Origin of the sequence: Longispora albida DSM 44784, from assembly GCF_000379825.1 — a bacterium.
Taxonomy (GTDB): domain Bacteria; phylum Actinomycetota; class Actinomycetes; order Mycobacteriales; family Micromonosporaceae; genus Longispora; species Longispora albida.
On the sequence record NZ_KB903839.1, the window covers coordinates 182,349 to 203,348 of the forward strand.

A 21,000-nucleotide genomic window follows, 5' to 3' on the forward strand; every position below is an offset into this window, starting at 1 on the left:
GCTACCTCTTCACCTTCCAGCTCTCCTCGTACTGCCTAGTACCGGTTGACGGCGGGCATGGTCGGGGCCGGGGCGAACTTGCCGGCCGTGGCGTCCCACGCCTTCTTGTACCTGCCGTCGGTGTTGATCTTCTCGAGCGTGTTGTTGATGAAGGTGCGGAACTCGTTGTCGCCCTTCTTCACGCCGATGCCGTACGGCTCCTTGGTGAAGGTGTCGCCGGCCAGCTTGAAGGAGGCCTCGTCGCGGGCGACGTAGCCGAGCAGGATCACGTTGTCGGTGGTGACCGCGTCGACCTGCTTGTTCTTCAGCGCGTCCCGGCACTTGTCGTACGTGTCGAACAGGACCAGCTGGGCTGCCTTGTCCTTGATGTACTTCTCGATGTTGACGGCCGGGGTCGAGCCGGTCACGGAGCAGACCTTCTTCGAGCCCTCCTTCAGCGAGTCCGGCCCGGTGATCGAGTTGTCGTCCTTGCGGACCATCAGGGCCTGGCCGGCCTCGTAGTACGGCCCCGCGAAGTCGATCTTCTGCTTGCGGGTGTCGTTGATCGTGTACGTGGCGACGACGAAGTCGACCTTGCCCTGCTCGATGACCTCCTCGCGGACCTTCGACGGGGTCTCCACCCACTCGATCTTGTCCGCGGAGATGCCCAGCTCGGCCGCGATCAGCTTGGCGATCTCGACGTCGAAGCCGGCCGGCTTGCCGTCGAGGCCCTTGAGGCCGAAGCCGGGCTGGTCGAACTTGGTGCCGATGGTGACCTTGCCGGCCTTGTTCAGCGTGTCCATCTTCGTACCGGCGGCGAAGCTGGGCTTGGCCACCGGGTCACCGTTGCTGCCCTTGTCGGCCTTGTCGCCACCACAGGCGGCGGCGGACATGGCGAGTACTGCGATGGCGGCGGTGGCCGCCAGGCGCGTGAAACGCATCGTGCTCTCTCCTCCTCAAGCACCGCCCAGCCGCATGGCGGGCGGGTCCGCAGGCTCGGATGAGACATCCAAGCCCTTGGTTCAATACAAGCCCACGGAACCGTTCTAGTGCAGGATCTTGGACAGGAAGTCCTGGGCGCGCGCGCTCTTCGGCCGGGCGAAGAACTCCTCCGGCCCCGCCTCCTCGACCACCTGGCCGTCGGCCATGAACACCACCCGGTTGGCTGCCTGGCGGGCGAAGCCCATCTCGTGGGTGACGACGACCATCGTCATGCCTTCCCTGGCCAGCGAGGTCATCACGTCGAGCACCTCGGAGACCATCTCGGGGTCCAGGGCGCTGGTCGGCTCGTCGAAGAGCATCGCCTTGGGCCGCATGGCCAGCGCCCGGGCGATCGCCGCCCGCTGCTGCTGGCCGCCGGAGAGCTGCGCCGGGTACTTGTCGGCCTGGTTGGCGATCCCGACCCGGCTGAGCAGCGCCATCCCGGCCTCCTTGGCCTTGGACGGCGAGTCCTTCAGTACCTTGACCGGCCCGAGCGTGACGTTCTCCAGGATCGTCTTGTGCGCGAAGAGGTTGAACGACTGGAACACCATGCCGACCTCGCTGCGCAGCCTGGCCAGCGCCTTGCCCTCGGCCGGCAGCTCCCGGCCGTCGAACCTGATGCTGCCGGACGTGATCGGCTCCAGCCGGTTGATCACGCGGCACAGCGTGGACTTGCCGGAGCCGGACGGCCCGATCACGACAACGACCTCGCCCTTGGTGATCTCCAGGTTGATGTCCTGGAGGACGTGCAGCGGGCCGTACCACTTGTTCACGGCCGTGATCTGCACCAGGGGGGTATCAGTCATGTGAACTCCATCATCGCCTGCCAGTGCACGTCACTGTAGCGGGCTGCGCAAACCGGTTGGCGTAACCTTGCTGGCGAGATGAGCGCTGAAACGAGAACCTACGAAGTCCGTACCTACGGGTGCCAGATGAACGTCCACGACTCCGAGCGGATCGCTGGGCTGCTGGAGGATGCCGGGTACGCCCCGGTCAACCCGGACGAAACCGCAGATATTGTGGTATTCAACACCTGTGCTGTCCGGGAGAACGCGGACAACAAGCTCTACGGCAATCTCGGCCATCTCGCCCCGGTGAAGAAGAACCGCCCCGGCATGCAGATCGCGGTCGGCGGCTGCCTCGCGCAGAAGGACCAGGGCGACATCGTCAAGAAGGCGCCCTGGGTCGACGTCGTGTTCGGCACGCACAACATCGGGTCGCTGCCCGCGCTGCTGGAGCGTTCCCGGCACAACAAGTCGGCAGAGGTCGAGCTGCTGGAGTCCCTTGAGGTCTTCCCGTCGACCCTCCCGACGAAGCGTGACTCTACCTACGCCGGCTGGGTGTCCATCTCCGTCGGGTGCAACAACACCTGCACGTTCTGCATCGTGCCCGCGCTGCGCGGCAAGGAGAAGGACCGCAGGCCGGGCGAGGTCCTCGCCGAGGTCGAGGCGCTGGTCGCCGAGGGCGTCCTGGAGGTGACCCTGCTCGGGCAGAACGTCAACTCCTACGGCGTCGAGTTCGGCGACCGCTTCGCCTTCGGCAAGCTGCTGCGGGCCTGCGGCTCGATCGAGGGCCTGGAGCGGGTCCGGTTCACCAGCCCGCACCCGAAGGACTTCACCGACGACGTGATCGCGGCGATGGCCGAGACGCCGAACGTCTGCCCCCAGCTGCACATGCCGCTCCAGTCGGGCTCCGACGCCGTTCTCAAGGCGATGAAGCGCAGCTACCGCTCGGACAAGTATCTCGGGATCATCGAGAAGGTCCGTGCCGCCATGCCGCACGCCGCGATCACCACCGACATCATCGTCGGCTTCCCCGGCGAGACCGAGGAGGACTTCCAGGAGACCCTGCGGGTCGTCAGGGAGGCGCGGTTCTCGGCGGCGTTCACCTTCCAGTACTCGATCCGGCCCGGCACCCCGGCGGCCACCATGCCGGACCAGGTGCCGAAGGCGGTCGTGCAGGACCGCTACAACCGCCTGATCGCCGAGCTCGAGCAGATCATGTGGGACGAGAACAAGTCGCAGGTCGGCCAGACCGTCGAGGTGCTGGTCGCGGTCGGTGAGGGCCGTAAGGACAGCGAGACCGGCCGCATGTCGGGCCGCGCCCGCGACGGCCGCCTGGTCCACTTCACCGCGCGTGAGGGTGTCCGCCCCGGCGACATCATCGAGACCGTCGTGACCTACGCGGCCCCGCACCACCTCAACGCCGACGGCGAGATCCTCTCCCACCGTAAGACCCGGGCCGGCGACGCCTGGGAGGCGGGCAAGGCCGTCAAGACCAAGGGCACAATGCTCGGCCTGCCCTCGGTCGGCGTCCCTGCCCCGCTCCCGCAGGTCAACGCCTGCGGCTGAAACCCTTTTCCTTTGTACGAGCCGGTGACCTCCCACGGTCACCGGCTCGTACTGTCCCGTCAGGAATCGCCCGGGCACAAGAACAGAAGGGCGCACCGCGAACGGTGCGCCCTTCTGAAACCACGTACTAGCTGGTGCCCTCAGCGAGGCGCAAGAACTGCTGCTTGGAAGCCAGCGCCTCCTGAGCCTGCTTGATCCGCTTGGCGTCGCCGGCCGCCTGGGCCTTGGCCAGGCGCTCCTCGGCCTCAGTGACCTGGGCGCGCATCTGGGCGAGCAGCGGGTTGTCCTCGGGGGCCGTCCGCCGCCAGGCCACGTCCATCGCCTGGCGGAGCTTGTCCTCGACGCCGCGCCAGCGGCGGTCAAGGCTGGCCATGTTCTCCCGGGGGACCCGGCCGACCTCGTGCCAGCGGCCCTGGAGCTCGCGGAGGGTCTCCTGCGCGGCCTTCGGGTCGGAGTCGATGTCGAGCGCCTCGGCCTCGGCCAGCAGGGCCTGCTTGGCGGTCAGGTTCTCCTTGAACTCGGCGTCGCGGGCCGAGAAGACCTCGCTGCGCCGGGAGAAGAACGCGTCCTGCGCCGCGCGGAACCGGTCCCACAGCTTCTGCTCGGTCTCCTTGGAGGCCCGGCCGGCTTCCTTCCAGGAGGCCATGAGGTCCTTCAGGCGAGCGGCGGTGCCTGCCCAGTCCTCGGAGGACGACAGCTGCTCGGCCTCGGCGACCAGCTCCTCCTTCTGGGCCTGGACGCCCTTGCGCTGCTGGTCGAGGGTCGCGAAGTGCGCGCCACGACGGCGGGTGAAGCCGTCACGAGCCCCCGCGTACCGCTTCCACAGCTCGGTGTCGGTCTTGCGGTCGACACCCTTGATGGTCTTCCACTCGTCCAGGATCTCCTTGAGCCGGTCGCCGGCCACCTTCCACTGGGTGGACTCGGCGGCCAGGTGCTCAGCCTCGGCGACGAGGGCCTGCTTGCGGCCCAGCGCCTCGGCCTTGGCGGCCTCCCGGGCCTGCTTGGCGGCCCCGACGCGTTCCTCAGCGGCGCCGGCCAGCTTCTCGAGCCGGGCGGCCAGGCCGTCCAGGTCGCCGACGGCGTGCGCGGAGTCGACCGACTCGCGGAGCCGCTTGATGCTGGTCAGGGACTGCTGCGGGTCGGCGGTGCCGGTGGCGAGCCGCTTCTCGAGCAGGACAACCTCAGTGTGCAAATCCTCGAACCGGCGTACGAAGTGCGCCAGCCCTTCCTCGGGGGTGCCGGCCTGCCACGAGCCAACAGCCCGCTCGCCTGCCGCCGTCTTGACGTAGACCGTGCCGTCCGCGTCCACCCGCCCGAAGGCCGCCCAGTCGCTCATCAGCCCATCCTCGTTCTCACCGGTGCCACGTGCCCCGTCGCGGGGAGCCGGCGCCGCCAGTGCGCAGTCATGAATCGTCCCCTGGCATTCTCACAGGTCGGCACCGGAGCGCGTCGAGCACCCACTGCCCAACCGTGACCGGATGGAAACCAAGGTGATTCGTTACGGTTATTCGGTGACGAATGTGATCGCAGTGGTCGGGCCGACCGCAGCCGGAAAGACAGCGCTCGGCATCGCCCTGGCCAGCGTACTCGGCGGCGAGGTCGTGAACGCCGACTCCATGCAGCTCTACCGGGGGATGGACATCGGCACCGCGAAGGTGACCCCGGTGGAAGCGGCGGGAATCCCGCATCACGTTCTGGATATTTGGGATGTAACGGAGCCGGCAAGCGTAGCGGAGTATCAGCGGCTCGCTCGTACTGCAATCGATTCGTTATTAAATGCCGGCCGGACGCCGATTCTCGTCGGCGGTTCCGGGCTCTACGTCCGGGCGGTGCTCGACGACTTCGACTTCCCGGGTACCGATCCGGCGATCCGCGCCCGCCTCGAAGCCGAGCTGGCCGCCCTGGGCCCGCAGGCCATGCACGCCCGGCTCCCCGCGGAGATCGCCGACCGGATCCTCGACTCCAACGGCCGCCGGATCGTCCGCGCCCTCGAAGTGATCGAGCTGACCGGCTCGTTCACGGCAGCGCTGCCGGCGGAGCCGGTGCCGCACTACCCGGCGATCCAGCTCGGCGTCGACCTCGACCCGGCGGCCCTCGACGAGCGGGTCGCGCTGCGCGTGGACCGGATGTTCGAGGCTGGCCTGGTCGACGAGGTCCGTGGCCTGATCCCGCTCGGGCTGCGCGAGGGCCGGACCGCCCGGGCGGCGCTCGGCTACGCCCAGGTCCTCAAGTACCTCGACGGGGAGATCGGCGAGGCTGCCGCGCGGGCGGAGACGGTGTCGACGACGCGGCGTTTCGTCCGGCGGCAGCGATCGTGGTTCCGCCGGGACGACCGGATCCACTGGCTTCAGGGCCCCGGCCTGCTCGCCGAGGCCCTCGAAGTGGTCAAGGCCGGCTAGAGCTTCGTCTCTCCGCGCGCGACGATCTCGGCGGGGCCTGCCAGCCAGCAGGTCTCGCCGTCCAGCGTCACGGTGAGCCGCCCGCCGGGTACGTCGACGGGGGTGCTGCCCAGCGCGCCCTTCAGCGCCACGACGGCCACGGCGCAGGCACCGGTGCCGCAGGAGTTGGTCTCGCCGACGCCCCGCTCGTACACGCGCATCCGGACGCCCTGGGTGAACTCCACGTTCACCCCGGCAGGGAACAGCCCGGTGTCGAAGCCGGGCGCGGTCTCCAGGTCGAGCGCGTCGAGGTCGTCCACCGCGCACACGAGGTGCGGGTTGCCCATGTCGACGCCGATGCCCTGGTACGCCACGCCGGCGTGGGTCGCGGTCGACGGGCCGAGCAGCTTCGGCACGCCCATGTCGACCCGGACCTCTTCGCCGTCCTTGATGGAGCGGCGGACACCGGCCCTGGTCGCCACCGGCACCTCGGGCCCCTCGGCCAGGCCCTCCTCCAGCAGGTACTGGACGAAGACCCGGACGCCGTTGCCGCACATCTCGGCGTAGGAACCGTCGGCGTTGAAGTAGTCCATGAACCACTCGGCGTCGGCGACCTGGCCGGCCGAGTCGGGGTGCTTGGCTGAGCGGACGACCCGGAGCAGGCCGTCGCCGCCGATCCCGGTCCGCCGGTCGCAGAGCGCGGCGACCCGCGCGGGCGTCAGATCCAGTGCACCGTCAACGTCAGGCACGATCACGAAGTCATTACCCGTGCCGTGCCCCTTGGCGAAACGCATACCGTTCAGCCTACCCTTCCGCGGATCTTGTGCCGGTGAACCGGGCCTTGCGCAAGATGTCCGGCTGACCGGCCCCGGCGCGGCAAACGCCGTGCTGACAGGGCCGGCCCGACGCCAGATACGCCTACGGCGCCGGTACCACGACGGTGTCCGGGCGCTCCGGCTTCTCGCCCTTGGCGACAGCGCGGACGGCGGCGGCCACGGCCGGCGCGACCCGGGCGTCGAACACGCTCGGCACGATGACGCTCGCGTTGACCTTGTCCTCGCCGACCACGTCGGCGATGGCCCGCGCTGCGGCCAGGCCCATCTCCTCCGTGTACTCCTCGGCCTGCGCGTCGAGCATGCCGCGGAACACGCCGGGGAAGGCCAGCACGTTGTTGATCTGGTTGGGCTGGTCGGACCGTCCGGTCGCGACGATCGCCGCGTGCTTGCGGGCCTCGCGGGGGTCGACCTCCGGGTCCGGGTTGGCCAGTGCGAAGACGATCGAACCCTCGGCCATCGTCGCGATGTCGTCACCGGTGAGGATGTTCGGCGCGCTCACGCCGATGAAGACGTCGGCACCGGCCAGGGCCTCGCGCACGGTACCGGAGAAGTTGCTCTTGTTCGTGTTGGCGGCCAGCCACTCCCAGTTCGGGGTGAGGTCGGCCATGCCGCGGTGCAGCGCGCCCTTACGGTCGCACGCGATGATGTCCCCGGCGCCCTGCTTCAGCAGCAGCTTCATGATCGCGGTACCCGCGGCGCCAGCCCCCGACACCACGATCCGCACGTCCTCGATCTTCTTCCCGACCACCCGCAGCGCGTTGGTCAGCGCGGCGAGCACGCAGATCGCCGTACCGTGCTGGTCGTCGTGGAACACCGGGATGTCCAGCAGCTCCCGCAGCCGGGCCTCGATCTCGAAGCACCGGGGCGCCGAGATGTCCTCCAGGTTGATCCCGCCGTACACCGGGGCCAGCGCCTTGACGATGCTGATGATCTCCTCGGTGTCCTGGGTGTCCAGGCACACCGGCCACGCGTCGACGCCGCCGAACTTCTTGAACAGGGCAGCCTTGCCCTCCATCACCGGCAGCGCGGCCGACGGCCCGATGTTGCCCAGCCCGAGAACGGCGGAGCCGTCGGTGACCACCGCGACGGTGTTCCGCTTGATGGTCAGGCGGCGGGCGTCCTCCGGGTTCTCCGCGATGGCCAGGCAGACGCGCGCGACCCCGGGGGTGTAGGCCCGGGACAGCTCGTCACGGGTACGCAGCGAGACCTTGCTCTGGACCTCGATCTTGCCGCCGAGGTGCAGCAGGAACGTCCGGTCGGACACCTTGCGGACGTCGAACCCGTCCTCGGCCCGCAGCCCGGTGACGATCTGGTCGGCGTGCGCGGCGTCGGACGTGTCGCAGGTGATGTCGACCAGGACCCGCAGGTGGTCGGAGTCCACCACGTCCAGCGCGGTGACGATCGCGCCGGCGGAACCGACGGCCGTCGTCAGGCGGCCGATGGCAGAGGAGTCGGCGGGCAGCGCGACACGGATGGTGATGGAGAATCCGGCGCTCGGCAGGCTGGCGGCCACGAAATGTTCCTTCTCTCTCGCACTTCGACGGGCGGTTAATTCTCTCCCCATCGTCACTGCTCGTGCCCGCAGGCCCGGTTACTCGCAGGTAGGTCACTTCTGCCCGGCCCGTGTCAGCACGGGTTATGGGGATGCGCTGGCTGGCCGGCCGTGCCACCCTTGGTATTAGCGATGGGAGTGCACTTGTCTGACATCAACGTATTCGTCTCGGATTTGGAAGAAGAGACGACCACTGGCGACTACGACCTCGAAGAGCGTAACGCGCTCCGGCGGGTGGCCGGGCTCTCGACAGAGCTCCAGGACATCACCGAGGTCGAGTACCGCCAGCTCCGCCTGGAGCGGGTCGTCCTGGTGGGGGTCTGGACAGCGGGCACCGTCGCCGACGCGGACAACTCCCTGGCTGAGCTCGCTCAGCTGGCGGAGACCGCCGGCTCACAGGTGCTCGAGGGCCTGGTCCAGCGGCGCCGGACCGGCGTCGACCCCGCGACGTTCATCGGCCGGGGCAAGGTGGACGAGCTGCGTGACGCGGTCGTGTCCACCGGAGCCGACACCGTCATCTGCGACGGTGAGCTGTCCCCGAGCCAGCTGAGGAACCTGGAGGAGAGGCTCAATGTCAAGGTCGTCGACCGCACGGCGCTGATCCTCGACATCTTCGCCCAGCACGCCAAGAGCAAGGAAGGTAAGGCCCAGGTCGAGCTGGCCCAGCTCCAGTACCTGGTACCCAGGCTGCGAGGCTGGGGTAAGACGCTGTCCCGGCAGGCCGGCGGTAGTGCCAGCGGCGCGGGCGGCGTGGGACTGCGTGGTCCCGGTGAGACCAAGCTCGAGATCGACCGGCGGCGGATCAACACCCGGATCGCGAAGCTGCGCCGGGAGATCAAGGCCATGCGGGTCATCCGGGACACCAAGCGGGCCAGCCGGTCGCGCAACGCCGTACCGGCGGTGGCGATCGCCGGCTACACCAACGCCGGGAAGTCCAGCCTGCTGAACAACCTGACCGGTGCCGGGGTGCTGGTGGAGAACGCGCTGTTCGCCACCCTCGACCCGACCACCCGCCGGGCGCGGGCCTCCGACGGCCGGGAGTACACGCTCTCGGACACGGTCGGCTTCGTCCGGCACCTGCCGCACCAGATCGTGGAGGCGTTCCGGTCCACCCTGGAAGAGGTGGCGGCCGCCGACCTCGTCCTGCACGTGGTGGACGGCTCGCATCCCGACCCGGCCGAGCAGGTCCGCGCGGTGCGCGAGGTGCTCGCCGACGTGGATGCCGACCGGGTGCCGGAGCTGCTCGTCGTGAACAAGATCGACGCGGCGGATCCGGAGCAGATCCTGCTGATCAAGCGGGACTGGCCCGGCGTCCTCTTCGTCTCGGCCCGTACCGGCGAGGGCATCCCTGAGCTGCGTGCGGCGATCGAGGAGCGGCTGCCCCGCCCCGCGGTCGAGCTGACCGCCGTCGTCCCGTACGACCGGGGTGACCTGGTGGCCCGGCTGCACCGCCTGGGTGAGGTCCTGAGCACGGAGCACACCGAGGGCGGCACGAAGCTGCACGTCAGGGCGCCCGAGGGCCTGGCTGCGGAACTGGAGCCGTACAAGGTGTGAGCACGCGGGGACAATCCGGGCAGCCGACCCGGGTTGTCTCCATGATCAATGAACTGCTGGCACACTAGGCCGATGCGCCGCCACGTTTTCGTGCTCATCGGGTCGATCGTGGCCGCCGGGTTACTCGTTACCCCGGCGGCCTTCGCAGCCCCCACGCCTGGCCCGAGCGGGTCGGCGGGGCCTGTGATCCCGGCCCCGGTGAAGGGCACCCAGGTCTGCAAGATCACAGACACCTCGGACCCGCGCCTCCAGGAGCTCAGCGGGCTTGCGTCGTTTGGTGACGGCTACGCGGCGATCGCCGACGGCCCCGACGACGGCGCGCGCGAGATCCTGCGCCGGGTCACGGTGTTCTTCTTCGACGGGGCCTGCAAGCTGACGAGCAAGTTCCAGGGCACCCAGGGCCAGGACATCTTCGACACCGAGGACGTGGCTGTCGCCAAGGACGGCACGATCTGGATCGCCGACACTGGCGACAACAACGCCTTCACCGCCACCGGCACCACCCGGAAGACCGTCGCCCTCTGGAAGGTCACCGGCGAGGGCACCAAGCGCAAGGCCCAGCTCTACCGCCTGGCGTACCCGGACGGGGCGAAGGACGCCGAAGCCCTGCTGCTGAACGGCGACGGTACCCCGATCATCGTCACCAAGAGCCTCACCGAGTCCGGCATCTACGTCCCGGAGGCCCCGCTCGCCGAGGGCCCGAACGGCGTCCCGCTGAAGAAGGTCGGCACGTTCACCGCCACCAAGACCGGCACCCCCGGCGGGCCGGTCCCCGCGATGCTCGGCCAGATGATGGTCACCGGCGGCGCGAACTCGCCGGACGGCACGAAAGCCGTGCTCCGCACCTATACCGACGCCTATGAATGGGACGTGGCGAATGGTGACGTGATCGGCGCGCTCACCAAGAACAAGCCCCGGATCACCCCGCTGCCGGACGAGCCGCAGGGCGAGGCGATCGCGTACAGCAAGGACGGCACGGCGTTCCTGACCGTGTCGGAGACGTCCGGCGACAGTGTCACGGACAAGAAACCGTCGATCCTCAAGTACACCCCTGCCGTACCGCCGCCGCCCGCCAAGAACAACCCGGCCGGTACCGCGGCGAAGTCGGGCGACGCCCCCGACAGCCTCACGCTCGGCGAGATCGCGATGATGGTCGGCGCCGTCGGCGTGCTCGGCCTGATCATGGTCATCGCCGGTGTCGTCGGCATCCGCAAGTCCCGTACCGCCCGCGCCAAGGAAGCCCGCGTCCGCAAGGCCACCGGCCGGGCCCGCCCCGACGGTGGCCCGGACGGCCCAGGCCCCGGCGGCCCGGGCGGTGGCCCCGGCATCCCGCCGCCACCCGGCCCGATCCACCCCGGCGGCGGCAGCCCGGCGGCCCCCGAGGTCCCGAAGGCCCCAGCTGCGAAGGGCGCCGTCTACGGGCGCCCGCCGGTCCCGGCCAACGACGACACCTCGGCGATCCCGCGCGTACCGGCCGAGCCGGACCCGCTGGCCTTCCTCGACGAGCCGAAGCCCGCCCGGGGTGTCCGCGCCCGAGCCGCGGGCCGGCCCACCGCGCCCGGCATCGTCCAGCCCGCCGCAGGTCCGCCGCGCCCGTCGGCCTCAGCTGGCCGCGCCCGCCCGGCGGCAGCCGCAGCCCCCGTACCGCCCCCGCCAGCCCCGGCCCCGGTGCCGGACCGCCCGGTCAAGGCGGCAGCGAAGCCGAAGGCCCGCAAGGCCCGCCCGGTGGAGGACGACATGAGCTTCGGCTTCGACGACCTCCGAGCGGGCGACAACGACCCGGACCTAGGCCTGCGCTCCCCCAAGAAGAAGTAGGTTGTGCCGACCCGCTGAGCGAAAATCTGAGCTGCGCAACGCAAAAGCCCGTGTACAGACCAGTACACGGGCTTTCGCGTTGCTTGTCAGATTTCCGCTCAGCGGGCCACCGCGCGTTAGATCAAGAGCAAGGGACCGAGGGGACCGAGAGTTCTAGAGGCGACGTAGTACGGAGACGACTTTGCCCAGGATGGTGGCCTCGTCGCCGGGGATGGGGTCGTAGGAGGGGTTGCGGGGCATGAGCCACAGGTGGCCGTCCTCGCGGCGGCGGTAGGTCTTCACGGTCGCCTCGCCGTCGAGCATGGCCGCGACGATGTCCCCGGTCTCGGCGTCGGGCTGCTGGCGGACGACGACCCAGTCGCCGTCGCAGATCGCGGCCTCGATCATCGAGTCACCCTTGACCTTCAGCATGAACAGGCTGCCCTCGCCGACCAGCTCGCGGGGGAGCGGGAAGGTCTCGTCCATGGTCTGCTCCGCGAGAATCGGGCCACCGGCCGCGATGGCGCCGAGCATGGGGACCATGACCGGCGCGGGACGCTCCGCGCGGTCGGCCAGGTGGCTGACGGAACCGCCGCCAGCCGAGCCACGGCCGGGCCCGGAGGCGCCGGAGCGGATGTCGACGGCCCGCGGGCGGTTGGCGTCGCGGCGCAGGTAGCCCTTCTGCTCGAGCACGCCGAGCTGGTAGGCCACGGAGGAGGCCGAGGCCAGGCCGACAGCCTCGCCGATCTCCCGGACACTCGGCGGGTAGCCGAGGCGCTCGACGGACTCCGAGATCACCTCGAGGATCCGCTGCTGACGCTGGGTCAGCGGCCGGGTGGCGTTCTTCTTCGCTCCCGCACGGGGGGCGGCAGCGGGCCGCTGGTCGGCGCCGTCGTGGGAAGCCACGTCGATCCTCCGGGGTCGGCCGGGGGTCACCCGGCGGTGCTGAGCGACGGGATAGATCCCGCCCAGGGTCTCGGCATCACGTTAGCCGGTTTTGCGAGCCGGTTCAAACGCTTGTTCGTAAGACACGCCGCCGGGCACTCGCTTCGGGCGCCGGTTTCTGCTAAACATCGTACGGGCGTTCGATCGAACTTGTGTTCGGCAGGGGGATGCTATGACGGCGATTTCCGCTGGTCAGCGGGCTGGCGCGGGGGGCGCGCGGCCGGCTGGTGCTCGTGCTGGTGTTCGAGTTGCAGCCGGCAGGCGGCCGGTGCGGCTCACCCGGCGCGGCCGGTGGGTGCTGACCGCGATCCTGACCATGATCCTGCTCGGCCTGCTCGCGCTGGCGGCCCCGTCGAGCCTCGCCGCCGGTACGCACGGGGAGGCCGCGGTGGCTGTCGTGCTGCCGGGTGACAGCCTGTGGTCGATCGCGGCACGTGAGCTGCCCGACATGGACCCGTACACGGCTGTGCAGCGCCTCAAGGCTGCTAATAGGCTGCCCGCCGGGTACCAGATCCACCCGGGGCAACATCTTGTGCTCCCGGTGCGCAGCTGACCCCACCGGTCGTTTAGGGTAGCCCGCTGTCGGGCTCCTCACAGTTCATCTGAAGCTCATCTCGCGGTTGCTCCGCGCGTCCTGCGCAAACGCGCCGGCACGACCGGCGGGTTTATCCGATCAGCTTGCACGAAGGGCGCGTGCGGCCTAGCGTTACCCCCACATCTAGTAGTCGTACCGGGGTAGCTCACCTACAAGTTGGGGTTTAGCTACTCACGGTGGCGACGCGTGCGTGGACAATAGAGGCTGGGGGGTGAGGTCGTGCGCTGTCCGTATTGCCGTCATCCGGACTCGCGGGTCGTGGACTCCCGCGAAGCCGAGGACGGCCAGCTCATCCGCCGCCGGAGGTCCTGCCCGGAGTGCGGCAAGAGGTTCACCACGGTCGAGGAGGCGATCCTCGCCGTCGTGAAGCGCAGCGGCGTGACCGAGCCGTTCAGCCGCGCCAAGATCATCAGCGGGGTACGCAAGGCCTGCCAGGGCCGCCCGGTGACCGAGGACGCGCTGGCACTGCTCGCCCAGTCGGTCGAGGAGGCCGTCAGGGCGCGCGGGTCGGCGGAGGTGAACAGCCACGAGGTCGGGCTGGCCATCCTGGGCCCGCTCCGGGATCTCGACGAGGTCGCCTACATGCGGTTCGCCAGCGTGTACCGGAGCTTCGAGTCGCTGGCCGACTTCGAGCGCGAGATCGCGGTGCTGCGCAGCGAGCACGACTCGGAGAGCGCGGTAGCGGTGAAGCCGGACGGTGCAGTGCGCCCTGACGGGGCGGCGCGCCCGGACGGTACAGCGAAAAAAGACGTTTTCAAGGTTTTCAACGCGGCAGAGGCCGCCCATCGAGGGGGAGCAGCATGACCGAGGCGGTGAGTCAGCGCAGTACGGCTGGCGGGGGGCGCCGGGGCAAGGGGCTCAAGGTCGACCGGGTGTGGACGACCGAGGGCACGCATCCTTACGACGAGGTGCAGTGGGAGCGCCGTGACGTCGTGATGACCAACTGGCGGGACGGCTCGATCAACTTCGAGCAGCGCGGGGTGGAGTTCCCCGAGTTCTGGTCGGTGAACGCCGCCAACATCGTCACCACCAAGTACTTCCGGGGAGCAGTCGGCGCCGAGGGCCGTGAGTGGAGCCTGCGCCAGCTCATCGACCGGGTGGTGAAGACCTACCGCAAGGCCGGTGAGGACCACGGCTACTTCGCGACCGGCGGCGACGCCGAGGTCTTCGAGCACGAGCTGACCTGGATGCTGCTGCACCAGGTGTTCAGCTTCAACTCCCCGGTGTGGTTCAACGTCGGCACGAAGTCCCCGCAGCAGGTCAGCGCCTGCTTCATCCTCGCAGCCGACGACTCGATGGACTCGATCCTCGACTGGTACAAGGAAGAGGGCCTGATCTTCAAGGGCGGCTCCGGCTCGGGTGTGAACCTGTCCCGGATCCGGTCCTCGAAGGAGCTGCTGTCCTCCGGGGGCACCGCCAGCGGCCCGGTCTCCTTCATGCGCGGCGCCGACGCCAGCGCCGGGACGATCAAGTCGGGCGGCGCGACCCGCCGGGCGGCCAAGATGGTCATCCTCGACGTCGACCACCCGGACATCGAGGAGTTCATCGAGACCAAGGCGCGCGAGGAGGACAAGATCCGCGCGCTGCGGGACGCTGGCTTCGACATGGACCTGGGCGGCAAGGACATCGTGTCCGTGCAGTACCAGAACGCGAACAACTCCGTCCGCGTCTCCGACGAGTTCATGCGTGCCGTGGAGACCGGCGGCCAGTTCGGCCTGCGTGCCCGGATGTCGCACGACATCATCGAGCACGTCGACGCCAAGGACCTGTTCCGCAAGCTGGCCCAGGCCGCGTGGGAGTGCGCCGACCCGGGCATCCAGTACGACGGCATGATCAACGACTGGCACACCTGCCCGGAGACCGGCCGGATCACCGCGTCGAACCCGTGCAGCGAGTACATGCACCTGGACAACTCGTCCTGCAACCTCGCCTCGCTGAACCTGCTCAAGTTCGTCGACGCGCACGGCACCTTCGACGTGCAGAGGTTCGTCAAGTCGGTCGAGTTCGTGATCACCGCGATGGACATCTCGATCTGCTTCGCCGACTTCCCGACCGAGAAGATCGGCGACACGACCCGCGCGTACCGGCAGCTCGGCATCGGCTACGCCAACCTCGGCGCGCTGCTGATGGCCGCCGGCCTGCCCTACGACTCGGAGACCGGCCAGGCGTACGCGGCCGCGATCACCTCGCTGATGACCGGCACCGCGTACCGGCGCTCGGCCGAGCTGGCCGGCATCGTCGGCGCGTACGACGGCTACGCCCGTAACGCCGACGCCCACCAGCGGGTCATGCGCAAGCACGCCGCGGCCAACGACGCGCTGCGTCACTACGCCGTGAACGACGCCGCGATCATCAAGCAGGCCACGAAGGAATGGGCCGAGGGCAACAAGCTCGGCGCCAAGGGCGGCTGGCGTAACTCCCAGGCCTCGGTCCTCGCCCCGACCGGCACCATCGGCCTGATGATGGACTGCGACACGACGGGCGTCGAGCCGGACCTGGCGCTGGTCAAGTTCAAGAAGCTGGTCGGCGGCGGCTCGATGCAGATCGTCAACCAGACCGTGCCGCGCGCCCTGCGCAACCTGGGCTACCAGGAGGAGCAGGTCGAGGCGATCGTCGCCTACATCGCCGAGCACGGCCACGTCGTCGACGCGCCGGGCCTGAAGCTGGAGCACTACCCGGTCTTCGACTGCGCGATGGGCGAGCGGACGATCGCCCCGATGGGCCACGTCCGGATGATGGCCGCGATCCAGCCCTTCATCTCCGGCGCGATCTCGAAGACGGTCAACATGCCGGAGACGGCCACCGTCGCCGACGTCGAGGAGATCTACTACCAGGGCTGGAAGCTCGGCCTGAAGGCCCTGGCGATCTACCGGGACAACTGCAAGGTCGGCCAGCCGCTGTCCGTCGGCAAGAAGAAGACGGAAGAGGCCCCGGCTGTCGCGGAGAAGGCCCCGGTCGTCGAGTTCCGCCCGGTCCGCAAGCGGCTGCCGAAGAAGCGGGCCTCGCAGACCGTGTCGTTCTCGGTCGGCGGCGCCGAGGGTTACCTGACCGCCTCGTCCTACCCGGACGACGGCCTGGGCGAGGTCTTCCTCAAGCTCGGCAAGCAGGGCTCCACCCTGGCGGGCATCATGGACGCCTTCTCGGTGGCGGTCTCGGTCGCCATCCAGTACGGCGTGCCGCTGGAGACCTACGTCGAGAAGTTCATGAACACCCGGTTCGAGCCGGCCGGCATGACGGACGACCCGGATATCCGGATGGCCAACTCGATCATCGACTACATCTTCCGCCGCCTGGCCCTGGACTTCCTCCCGTTCGAGAAGCGTGCCGAGATGGGCATCTTCACCAACGCTGAGCGGATCGCCCAGGTCAACGGCGAGGCGGTCGAGGTCGACCTGGTGGGCCTGGCGTCCTCGGCCGAGGTCACCACCGAGGCCCCGGCGGCCCCGGCCCCGGAGCAGCGCGCCTTCGGTTCCTCGACGGAGCTGCTGGAGCTGGTCCAGGGCAAGGCAGCCGACGCGCCGCTGTGCTTCACCTGCGGCACGAAGATGCGCCCTGCGGGCAGCTGCTACGTCTGCGAAGGCTGCGGCTCCACCTCCGGGTGCAGCTAGCGATTATCTGGTACTAGTGCAGAGGGCGCCGGGTTCACCCGGCGCCCTCTGCCGTTCCCGCAGATCGGAGACCTTGTGGACAACCTGAGTACGGGGCAGGTCCTCGTCTGGCATGACGAGGACGGCTGGGGTGTCGTGCGGAGCCCCGACGTGCCGGGCGACGTATGGGTGCTCTGGGCGGCACTCAGGATCGAGGGAGCCCGGGGCCTGGAACCCGGCGCCGTCGTCCAGTTCTCGTGGGAAGAGGCTGCCCAGGACGGGTTCGCGTACCGGGCGGTCGAGGTGTTCGTCGAGGGCCGTCCGGCCGTGTACCCGGTCAGCCAGCTGGGCGGCACGGCCTACCGGTCGCAGCTGAGCATCGAGTTCGACCCCGAGTAGGGCCGCCGCTGTCCACGCTGGACCTATGCTGGCCGGATGTCGGTTGTCATGGGGGATGGCGCGGAGCTCTGGACCACTGTGGAGGGTCCGGAGGGTGGGGCGCCGGTTGTGTTGTGTCACGGTGGGCCGGGCATGTGGGACTATCTCGGGCCGGTGTCGGGGATGCTCGCTGACCGGTACCGCGTGTATCGGTTTGACCAGCGGGGATGCGGGCGGTCGAGCGGGCCGGGGGACTACGGGCTGGCTCGGGCCGTGGCGGATCTCGACGAGGTCCGGGCGGGCCTCGGGGTGCGGCGGTGGGCGGTGTTCGGCCACTCGTGGGGCGCGACGCTCGCCCTGGCCTATGCCTGGCAGTACCCGGATCGGGTCACCCGGCTCGTCTACTGCTCTGGTGTCGGCCCCGGTGACGCGTGGCGCGAACCGTTCAAGGCGGAGTTCGCCCGGCGTCTGACCGAGGACCAGCGCACCCGGCTGGCGGCTCTCCAGGGTCTCGCGGTCCGCAGCGCTGCGGAGGAGCACGAGTACCGGGTACTGAGCTGGCTGCCCGACTACGCCGATCCGGTGCGCGCGCCTGGCTGGGCCGCCGAGGAGGCTTCGGCCCCGTACCCGATCAATGTGGCGGCCAACGTCCAGCTCTCGGCAGACGCGGCGACGATCTCCGTGGCCGAGGCCCTGGCGCGCACCGCGAAGCTGGCCATGCCGGCCCTCTTCGTCCACGGCAGCGAAGACCCCCGGCCGGCCTGGAACGTCGCCCAGCTCGCCGAAGCCCTGCCCGGAGCCCGGTTCACGGTGATCCCCGGAGCCGGGCACAGCCCGTGGCTGGAGACTCCGCAGGACCTGGCGAAGGTGTTGCGGGACTTCCTGCAGGTGACGCCTCACGCCCGGGTGAACGCCGAGCGGTAGGCGCTCGGGGTGAGGCGGACGTGGCGGCGGAGGTGGTCGCGGAGGGAGTCGGCGCTGCCCAGGCCTGCGTGCCGGGCGACCTGGTCCATCGGGAGGCTGGTGGTCTCCAGGAGTTCCCTGGCGCGTTCGACGCGCTGGGCGAGCAGCCAGCGCAGCGGGCTCAGCCCGGTCTCCGCCTTGAATCTGCGGGTGAGCGTGCGCAGGCTGATGTTGGCGTGCCGGGCCAGGTCGGTGAGGCTGATCGGCTCGCCGAGCCGGGTCAGTGCCCAGGCGCGGGTGGGTGCGAGGGTCGTGCCGCGTTCGGGCGGCAGCGCGGACTCGACGAACTGCGCCTGGCCGCCGTGCCGGACCGGTGCGACCACGGCAGCCCTGGCAACCTCGTTCGCGACCGCCGCGCCGTGGTCGGATCGGACCAGGTGCAGGCACAGGTCGATCGCCGCGGCGACGCCGGCCGAGGAGAAGATGGGGCCGTCCTCGACGTACAGGACGTCGGGCCGGACGTCGACCTGCGGATAGCGGCTGCTCAGTTCGGCTGTGGTCTGCCAGTGAGCCGTCGCGCCGCGGCCGTCGAGCAGCCCGGCGGCGGCCAGGGCGAAAGCGCCCGTGCACATCGAAGCGATCCGGGTACCGGCGGCTGCGGCCGCGCGCAGTGCCTCCAGCACTGCTTCGTCCACAAAGGTCTGTGAACCCTTGCCGGTGACCAGCACGGTGTCGGCCTCGGCCACGATCTCCAGCCCGTGCCGGGCGGTCAGGCCGGTGCTGCCGAAGCTGGCGATCGGCCCCGGTTCGGCGGCGCAGACGCGGATCTCGTAGCGCGGGCGGCCATGGTGGACGACCGCTCCGAAGATCAGTTCTGGTACGGCGAGGTCGAAGGTGAAGACGGGTGGCACGGCGATGACGGCGATCCGGTGCGTGGCCAGATCCTCCGGTTCCCTGGCATTCACGCCACTAGGCTAGCCGGGCCTGCGGCGAGACGCTTGGGCCATGACTTTTCATGTGGTTGTCGGTGCTGGTGCTGTTGGTATGGCCACGGCTGCGCGGCTGGCCGAGGCGGGTGAGCGGGTCCGGCAGGTCACCCGTTCGGGGAGTGGTCACGAGCATCCCCTGATCGAGCGGGTGGCTGCCGACGCGTCCGACGCCGACGCGCTGACCAAGCTCGTCGACGGTGCGGAGACTCTCGTGCAGGTCTCGGCTCCGGCGTACGACCGGTGGGTCCAGGAGTTCCCGGCGCTGGCCAGCGGGCTGCTGACCGCGGCGGAGCGGACGGGCGCCGGGTACGTGATGCTCGGCAACGTGTACGGCTACGGCCCGGCCGACGGCCCGTTCCGCCCGGACCAGCCGATGCGGCCGGTGAGCGCGAAGGGCCGGGTACGGGCAAGGATCTGGGAGGAAGCGCTCGCCTCGGACGCCCGCGTGACCGAGGTACGAGCCAGTGACTTTCTCGGTCAGGGCGCGCTGTCGGTGTTCACCCTGCTCGCCGAGCAGCAGATCCGGGCCGGGCAGCCGGTCCGGATCCCGGGCGGGCTCGACGTGCCGCACGCCTGGTCGGTTGTCGATGACGTGGCCGCGACGCTGATCGCGGCGGCGCGGTCCCCGCAGTCCTGGGGCCGGGCATGGCACGTACCGTCCACAGTGCTCACTGTCCGTGAGCTGGCGCGGCTGGTCGCCCGTCTGGCCGCCGCCCCGGAGCCGGTACTGGCGGAGATGACCGTCGGCGAGCTGCGTTCCGGTGGACCGATCTTCGCCGAGGTCGAGGAGATGCTCTACCTGGACGAGCAGCCACTCGTGCTGGACGCCTCGGACACCGAGCGCCTGCTCGGTGTCCGGGCCACGCCACTGGAGCGGGTGTTCAGGAGGTGAGGCGGAGCGTGAGGTACGTGCCTTCCTCGCCCTCGGGCTGGTACCGGTCGGTTTCCTCCGTGTAGCCGTTCGCTGCGGCGAAGCGGAGGCCGGAGGTGTTGGGAACCCAGACGATCGTCTCCACTGCCTCGGCTCCGAGTACCTCGCGGGCGTGTGCGAGGGCCTGGTGGTGGATCTCGGTGCCGAAGCCCTGGCCACGGTGTTCCGCGAGGACCCGCGCGATCACGATGGCCGGGGCGCCGGGTTCGGCCGGGGGCCGGACGGTGGAGCAGCCGACGATGGTGCCTGCGGCGTAGGCGACGTCGAGCCGGTTGCGCGTGACCCGCTCGCGGACCTCTTCCAGGCTCAGCGCGTCGGCCGGGATGATCGCGTTGTGGACGTGCTGCCAGTCCTTGATCTCCGCCGTCGTCCCGGCTGGCCGGACGTGGAGCCCGCCGTCCACAGCGGACGCGAAGGCCGCCGGGTTGTCGAGCCACGGGAAGTGGCCAGCCTCGGGGATTGTCACGTGCCGCGAGCCCGGTACCTGGGTGTTCAGGGCCGCCAGCGCTTCCCGGGTGGGCCAGATGTCGAGGTCACCGCCGATGATGAGTACCCGGTCGCCCAGCTTCGCGAGTTCCGCCAGGACGGCCGCACCGTCCACATCGAACTCCGCGTAGAACCCGGCTTCGGCCTCGGGGGCGAACTCGGCGCGTTCCCGTCCGGCCTGGGCCTGCGTCACCGCGTTCCACTCGCCGTACAGGAACGGGGCCGACGCGTACCGGAGCCGCCACAGCTCGTCGGCGTCTCCGGCCTCGGCCGTCAGCGCCCGGACGGCCTCCGCGTGCCACGGCTCCCCGGCCCGGCTGGCGATCACGGCGTCCGCGCCGAGGCCGGACGGCAGCCCGGTGACCCGCAGGGACGGGCTGGCCAGGATGAGCCGGCCGACCCGGTCGGGGTACGCCGCCGCGTACAGCATCGCGGTGCCGCCGCCCGCCGAGTGGCCCAGCAGGTCGACCCGCTCGTACCCGAGGTGGATCCGCAGCGCCTCGATGTCCTCGGCGAGCTGGCTGATCCGGTACGTGGCCGGGTCTGCGGGGGCCGCCGACGCCCCGGTACCCCGGTTGTCCAGCAGGACCAGGGCCCGGTACGCCGTGAGGCCGCCCAGGTCTCCGAGGTAGGCGGAGGCCTGCCCGGGCCCGCCCGGCACGCACACCAGCGGCGGGCCGTCACCCGTGACCCGGTAGGCCAGCTCCGTACCGTCCGGCGTCGTGAACGTCTGCATCCCGGTGACTCCCTCGTACTCGAAC

The 21,000-nt window shown here is 69.9% G+C and carries 18 protein-coding genes; 10 read left to right on the forward strand and 8 right to left on the reverse strand.

Annotated elements, in window-relative coordinates; genetic code table 11:
• Positions 1-35 precede the first annotated feature (35 nt).
• Together A3G1_RS0132135 and A3G1_RS0132140 are read right to left on the reverse strand one after the other, a co-directional pair.
• Complete coding sequence (locus A3G1_RS0132135; protein WP_018353611.1) at positions 36-920, reverse strand: glutamate ABC transporter substrate-binding protein; 885 nt, start codon at positions 918-920, stop codon at positions 36-38.
• Between the two features lie 105 nt (positions 921-1,025).
• Positions 1,026-1,766 (reverse strand): amino acid ABC transporter ATP-binding protein, encoded by a 741-nt coding sequence (locus A3G1_RS0132140; RefSeq protein ID WP_018353612.1) that lies wholly within the window; start codon positions 1,764-1,766, stop codon positions 1,026-1,028.
• A 78-nt stretch (positions 1,767-1,844) separates the two neighbouring features.
• Between A3G1_RS0132140 and miaB the strand changes: the two genes are divergently transcribed.
• Positions 1,845-3,311, forward strand: a complete 1,467-nt coding sequence (miaB, locus tag A3G1_RS0132145; protein WP_026212739.1) for a tRNA (N6-isopentenyl adenosine(37)-C2)-methylthiotransferase MiaB — start codon at positions 1,845-1,847, stop codon at positions 3,309-3,311.
• Between the two features lie 127 nt (positions 3,312-3,438).
• Here miaB and A3G1_RS0132150 read toward each other — a convergent pair whose 3' ends face one another.
• Entirely contained in the window at positions 3,439-4,647 is a 1,209-nt protein-coding gene (locus tag A3G1_RS0132150) for a DUF349 domain-containing protein (protein WP_018353614.1), read from the reverse strand.
• Positions 4,648-4,789: 142 nt separating this feature from the next.
• On the opposite strand from A3G1_RS0132150, the gene miaA reads away from it, so the two are divergent.
• On the forward strand, positions 4,790-5,710 hold the full coding sequence (miaA, locus tag A3G1_RS0132155) for a tRNA (adenosine(37)-N6)-dimethylallyltransferase MiaA (protein WP_018353615.1): 921 nt from the start codon (positions 4,790-4,792) through the stop codon (positions 5,708-5,710).
• On the opposite strand, the gene dapF is transcribed toward miaA, so the two are convergent.
• Together dapF and A3G1_RS0132165 are read right to left on the reverse strand one after the other, a co-directional pair.
• Positions 5,707-6,483: a diaminopimelate epimerase gene (dapF, locus tag A3G1_RS0132160; protein ID WP_018353616.1), complete on the reverse strand. Its 777-nt coding sequence runs from the start codon at positions 6,481-6,483 to the stop codon at positions 5,707-5,709. The two genes, miaA and dapF, sit on opposite strands and share 4 nt — an antisense overlap.
• Before the next feature lie 124 nt (positions 6,484-6,607).
• Positions 6,608-8,089: a malic enzyme-like NAD(P)-binding protein gene (locus A3G1_RS0132165; protein WP_083937244.1), complete on the reverse strand. Its 1,482-nt coding sequence runs from the start codon at positions 8,087-8,089 to the stop codon at positions 6,608-6,610.
• 141 nt (positions 8,090-8,230) lie between these two features.
• Here A3G1_RS0132165 and hflX point away from each other — a divergent pair, with 141 nt between their 5' ends.
• Positions 8,231-9,631, forward strand: a complete 1,401-nt coding sequence (gene hflX / locus A3G1_RS0132170; protein ID WP_245563652.1) for a GTPase HflX — start codon at positions 8,231-8,233, stop codon at positions 9,629-9,631.
• Between the two features lie 72 nt (positions 9,632-9,703).
• Entirely contained in the window at positions 9,704-11,446 is a 1,743-nt protein-coding gene (locus A3G1_RS37870) for an NHL repeat-containing protein (protein WP_051110736.1), read from the forward strand.
• A 153-nt stretch (positions 11,447-11,599) separates the two neighbouring features.
• Here the strand turns inward: A3G1_RS37870 and lexA are convergent, their stop codons facing one another.
• A complete protein-coding gene (gene lexA, locus A3G1_RS0132180) occupies positions 11,600-12,388 on the reverse strand; it encodes a transcriptional repressor LexA (RefSeq protein ID WP_425411420.1) in 789 nt (262 codons plus the stop codon).
• A 250-nt stretch (positions 12,389-12,638) separates the two neighbouring features.
• Here lexA and A3G1_RS37875 point away from each other — a divergent pair, with 250 nt between their 5' ends.
• From A3G1_RS37875 to A3G1_RS0132205, 5 genes are all read left to right on the forward strand, one after another.
• The gene (locus A3G1_RS37875; protein ID WP_018353620.1) at positions 12,639-12,923 is read left to right on the forward strand and encodes a LysM peptidoglycan-binding domain-containing protein; all 285 of its coding nucleotides are present in this window, start codon (positions 12,639-12,641) and stop codon (positions 12,921-12,923) included.
• Positions 12,924-13,184: 261 nt separating this feature from the next.
• The gene (nrdR, locus tag A3G1_RS37880; RefSeq protein WP_083937249.1) at positions 13,185-13,769 is read left to right on the forward strand and encodes a transcriptional regulator NrdR; all 585 of its coding nucleotides are present in this window, start codon (positions 13,185-13,187) and stop codon (positions 13,767-13,769) included.
• Positions 13,766-16,573 carry a vitamin B12-dependent ribonucleotide reductase gene (locus A3G1_RS0132195; protein ID WP_018353622.1) on the forward strand — a complete coding sequence of 936 codons (2,808 nt, stop codon included), beginning with the start codon at positions 13,766-13,768 and terminating at the stop codon, positions 16,571-16,573. Before nrdR ends, A3G1_RS0132195 begins: the two co-directional genes overlap by 4 nt.
• Before the next feature lie 75 nt (positions 16,574-16,648).
• The gene (locus tag A3G1_RS37885) at positions 16,649-16,951 is read left to right on the forward strand and encodes a hypothetical protein (protein WP_018353623.1); all 303 of its coding nucleotides are present in this window, start codon (positions 16,649-16,651) and stop codon (positions 16,949-16,951) included.
• Between the two features lie 48 nt (positions 16,952-16,999).
• Positions 17,000-17,854, forward strand: coding sequence for an alpha/beta fold hydrolase (locus A3G1_RS0132205; RefSeq protein ID WP_281167864.1), 855 nt, complete (start codon positions 17,000-17,002; stop codon positions 17,852-17,854).
• Here A3G1_RS0132205 and A3G1_RS0132210 read toward each other — a convergent pair.
• Positions 17,827-18,798 carry a GlxA family transcriptional regulator gene (locus A3G1_RS0132210; RefSeq protein ID WP_018353625.1) on the reverse strand — a complete coding sequence of 324 codons (972 nt, stop codon included), beginning with the start codon at positions 18,796-18,798 and terminating at the stop codon, positions 17,827-17,829. The genes A3G1_RS0132205 and A3G1_RS0132210 overlap by 28 nt on opposite strands.
• Positions 18,799-18,838: 40 nt before the next feature.
• On the opposite strand from A3G1_RS0132210, the gene A3G1_RS0132215 reads away from it, so the two are divergent.
• Complete coding sequence (locus tag A3G1_RS0132215) at positions 18,839-19,714, forward strand: NAD-dependent epimerase/dehydratase family protein (protein WP_026212745.1); 876 nt, start codon at positions 18,839-18,841, stop codon at positions 19,712-19,714.
• On the opposite strand, the gene A3G1_RS42030 is transcribed toward A3G1_RS0132215, so the two are convergent.
• The gene (locus A3G1_RS42030) at positions 19,704-20,975 is read right to left on the reverse strand and encodes an alpha/beta fold hydrolase (RefSeq protein ID WP_018353627.1); all 1,272 of its coding nucleotides are present in this window, start codon (positions 20,973-20,975) and stop codon (positions 19,704-19,706) included. The two genes, A3G1_RS0132215 and A3G1_RS42030, sit on opposite strands and share 11 nt — an antisense overlap.
• Between the last annotated feature and the right edge of the window lie 25 nt (positions 20,976-21,000).

Excerpts from the sequence above, each read along its gene's own strand:
- A3G1_RS0132135 (WP_018353611.1), bottom strand. The coding sequence starts at position 920 with ATGCGTTTCACGCGCCTGGCGGCCACCGCCGCCATCGCAGTACTCGCC.
- A3G1_RS0132140 (WP_018353612.1), bottom strand. The coding sequence starts at position 1,766 with ATGACTGATACCCCCCTGGTGCAGATCACGGCCGTGAACAAGTGGTAC.
- miaB (WP_026212739.1), top strand. The coding sequence starts at position 1,845 with ATGAGCGCTGAAACGAGAACCTACGAAGTCCGTACCTACGGGTGCCAG.
- A3G1_RS0132150 (WP_018353614.1), bottom strand. The coding sequence starts at position 4,647 with ATGAGCGACTGGGCGGCCTTCGGGCGGGTGGACGCGGACGGCACGGTC.
- miaA (WP_018353615.1), top strand. The coding sequence starts at position 4,790 with ATGGAAACCAAGGTGATTCGTTACGGTTATTCGGTGACGAATGTGATC.
- dapF (WP_018353616.1), bottom strand. The coding sequence starts at position 6,483 with ATGCGTTTCGCCAAGGGGCACGGCACGGGTAATGACTTCGTGATCGTG.
- A3G1_RS0132165 (WP_083937244.1), bottom strand. The coding sequence starts at position 8,089 with ATGGGGAGAGAATTAACCGCCCGTCGAAGTGCGAGAGAGAAGGAACAT.
- A3G1_RS37870 (WP_051110736.1), top strand. The coding sequence starts at position 9,704 with ATGCGCCGCCACGTTTTCGTGCTCATCGGGTCGATCGTGGCCGCCGGG.
- A3G1_RS0132195 (WP_018353622.1), top strand. The coding sequence starts at position 13,766 with ATGACCGAGGCGGTGAGTCAGCGCAGTACGGCTGGCGGGGGGCGCCGG.
- A3G1_RS0132205 (WP_281167864.1), top strand. The coding sequence starts at position 17,000 with ATGGGGGATGGCGCGGAGCTCTGGACCACTGTGGAGGGTCCGGAGGGT.
- A3G1_RS0132215 (WP_026212745.1), top strand. The coding sequence starts at position 18,839 with ATGACTTTTCATGTGGTTGTCGGTGCTGGTGCTGTTGGTATGGCCACG.
- A3G1_RS42030 (WP_018353627.1), bottom strand. The coding sequence starts at position 20,975 with ATGCAGACGTTCACGACGCCGGACGGTACGGAGCTGGCCTACCGGGTC.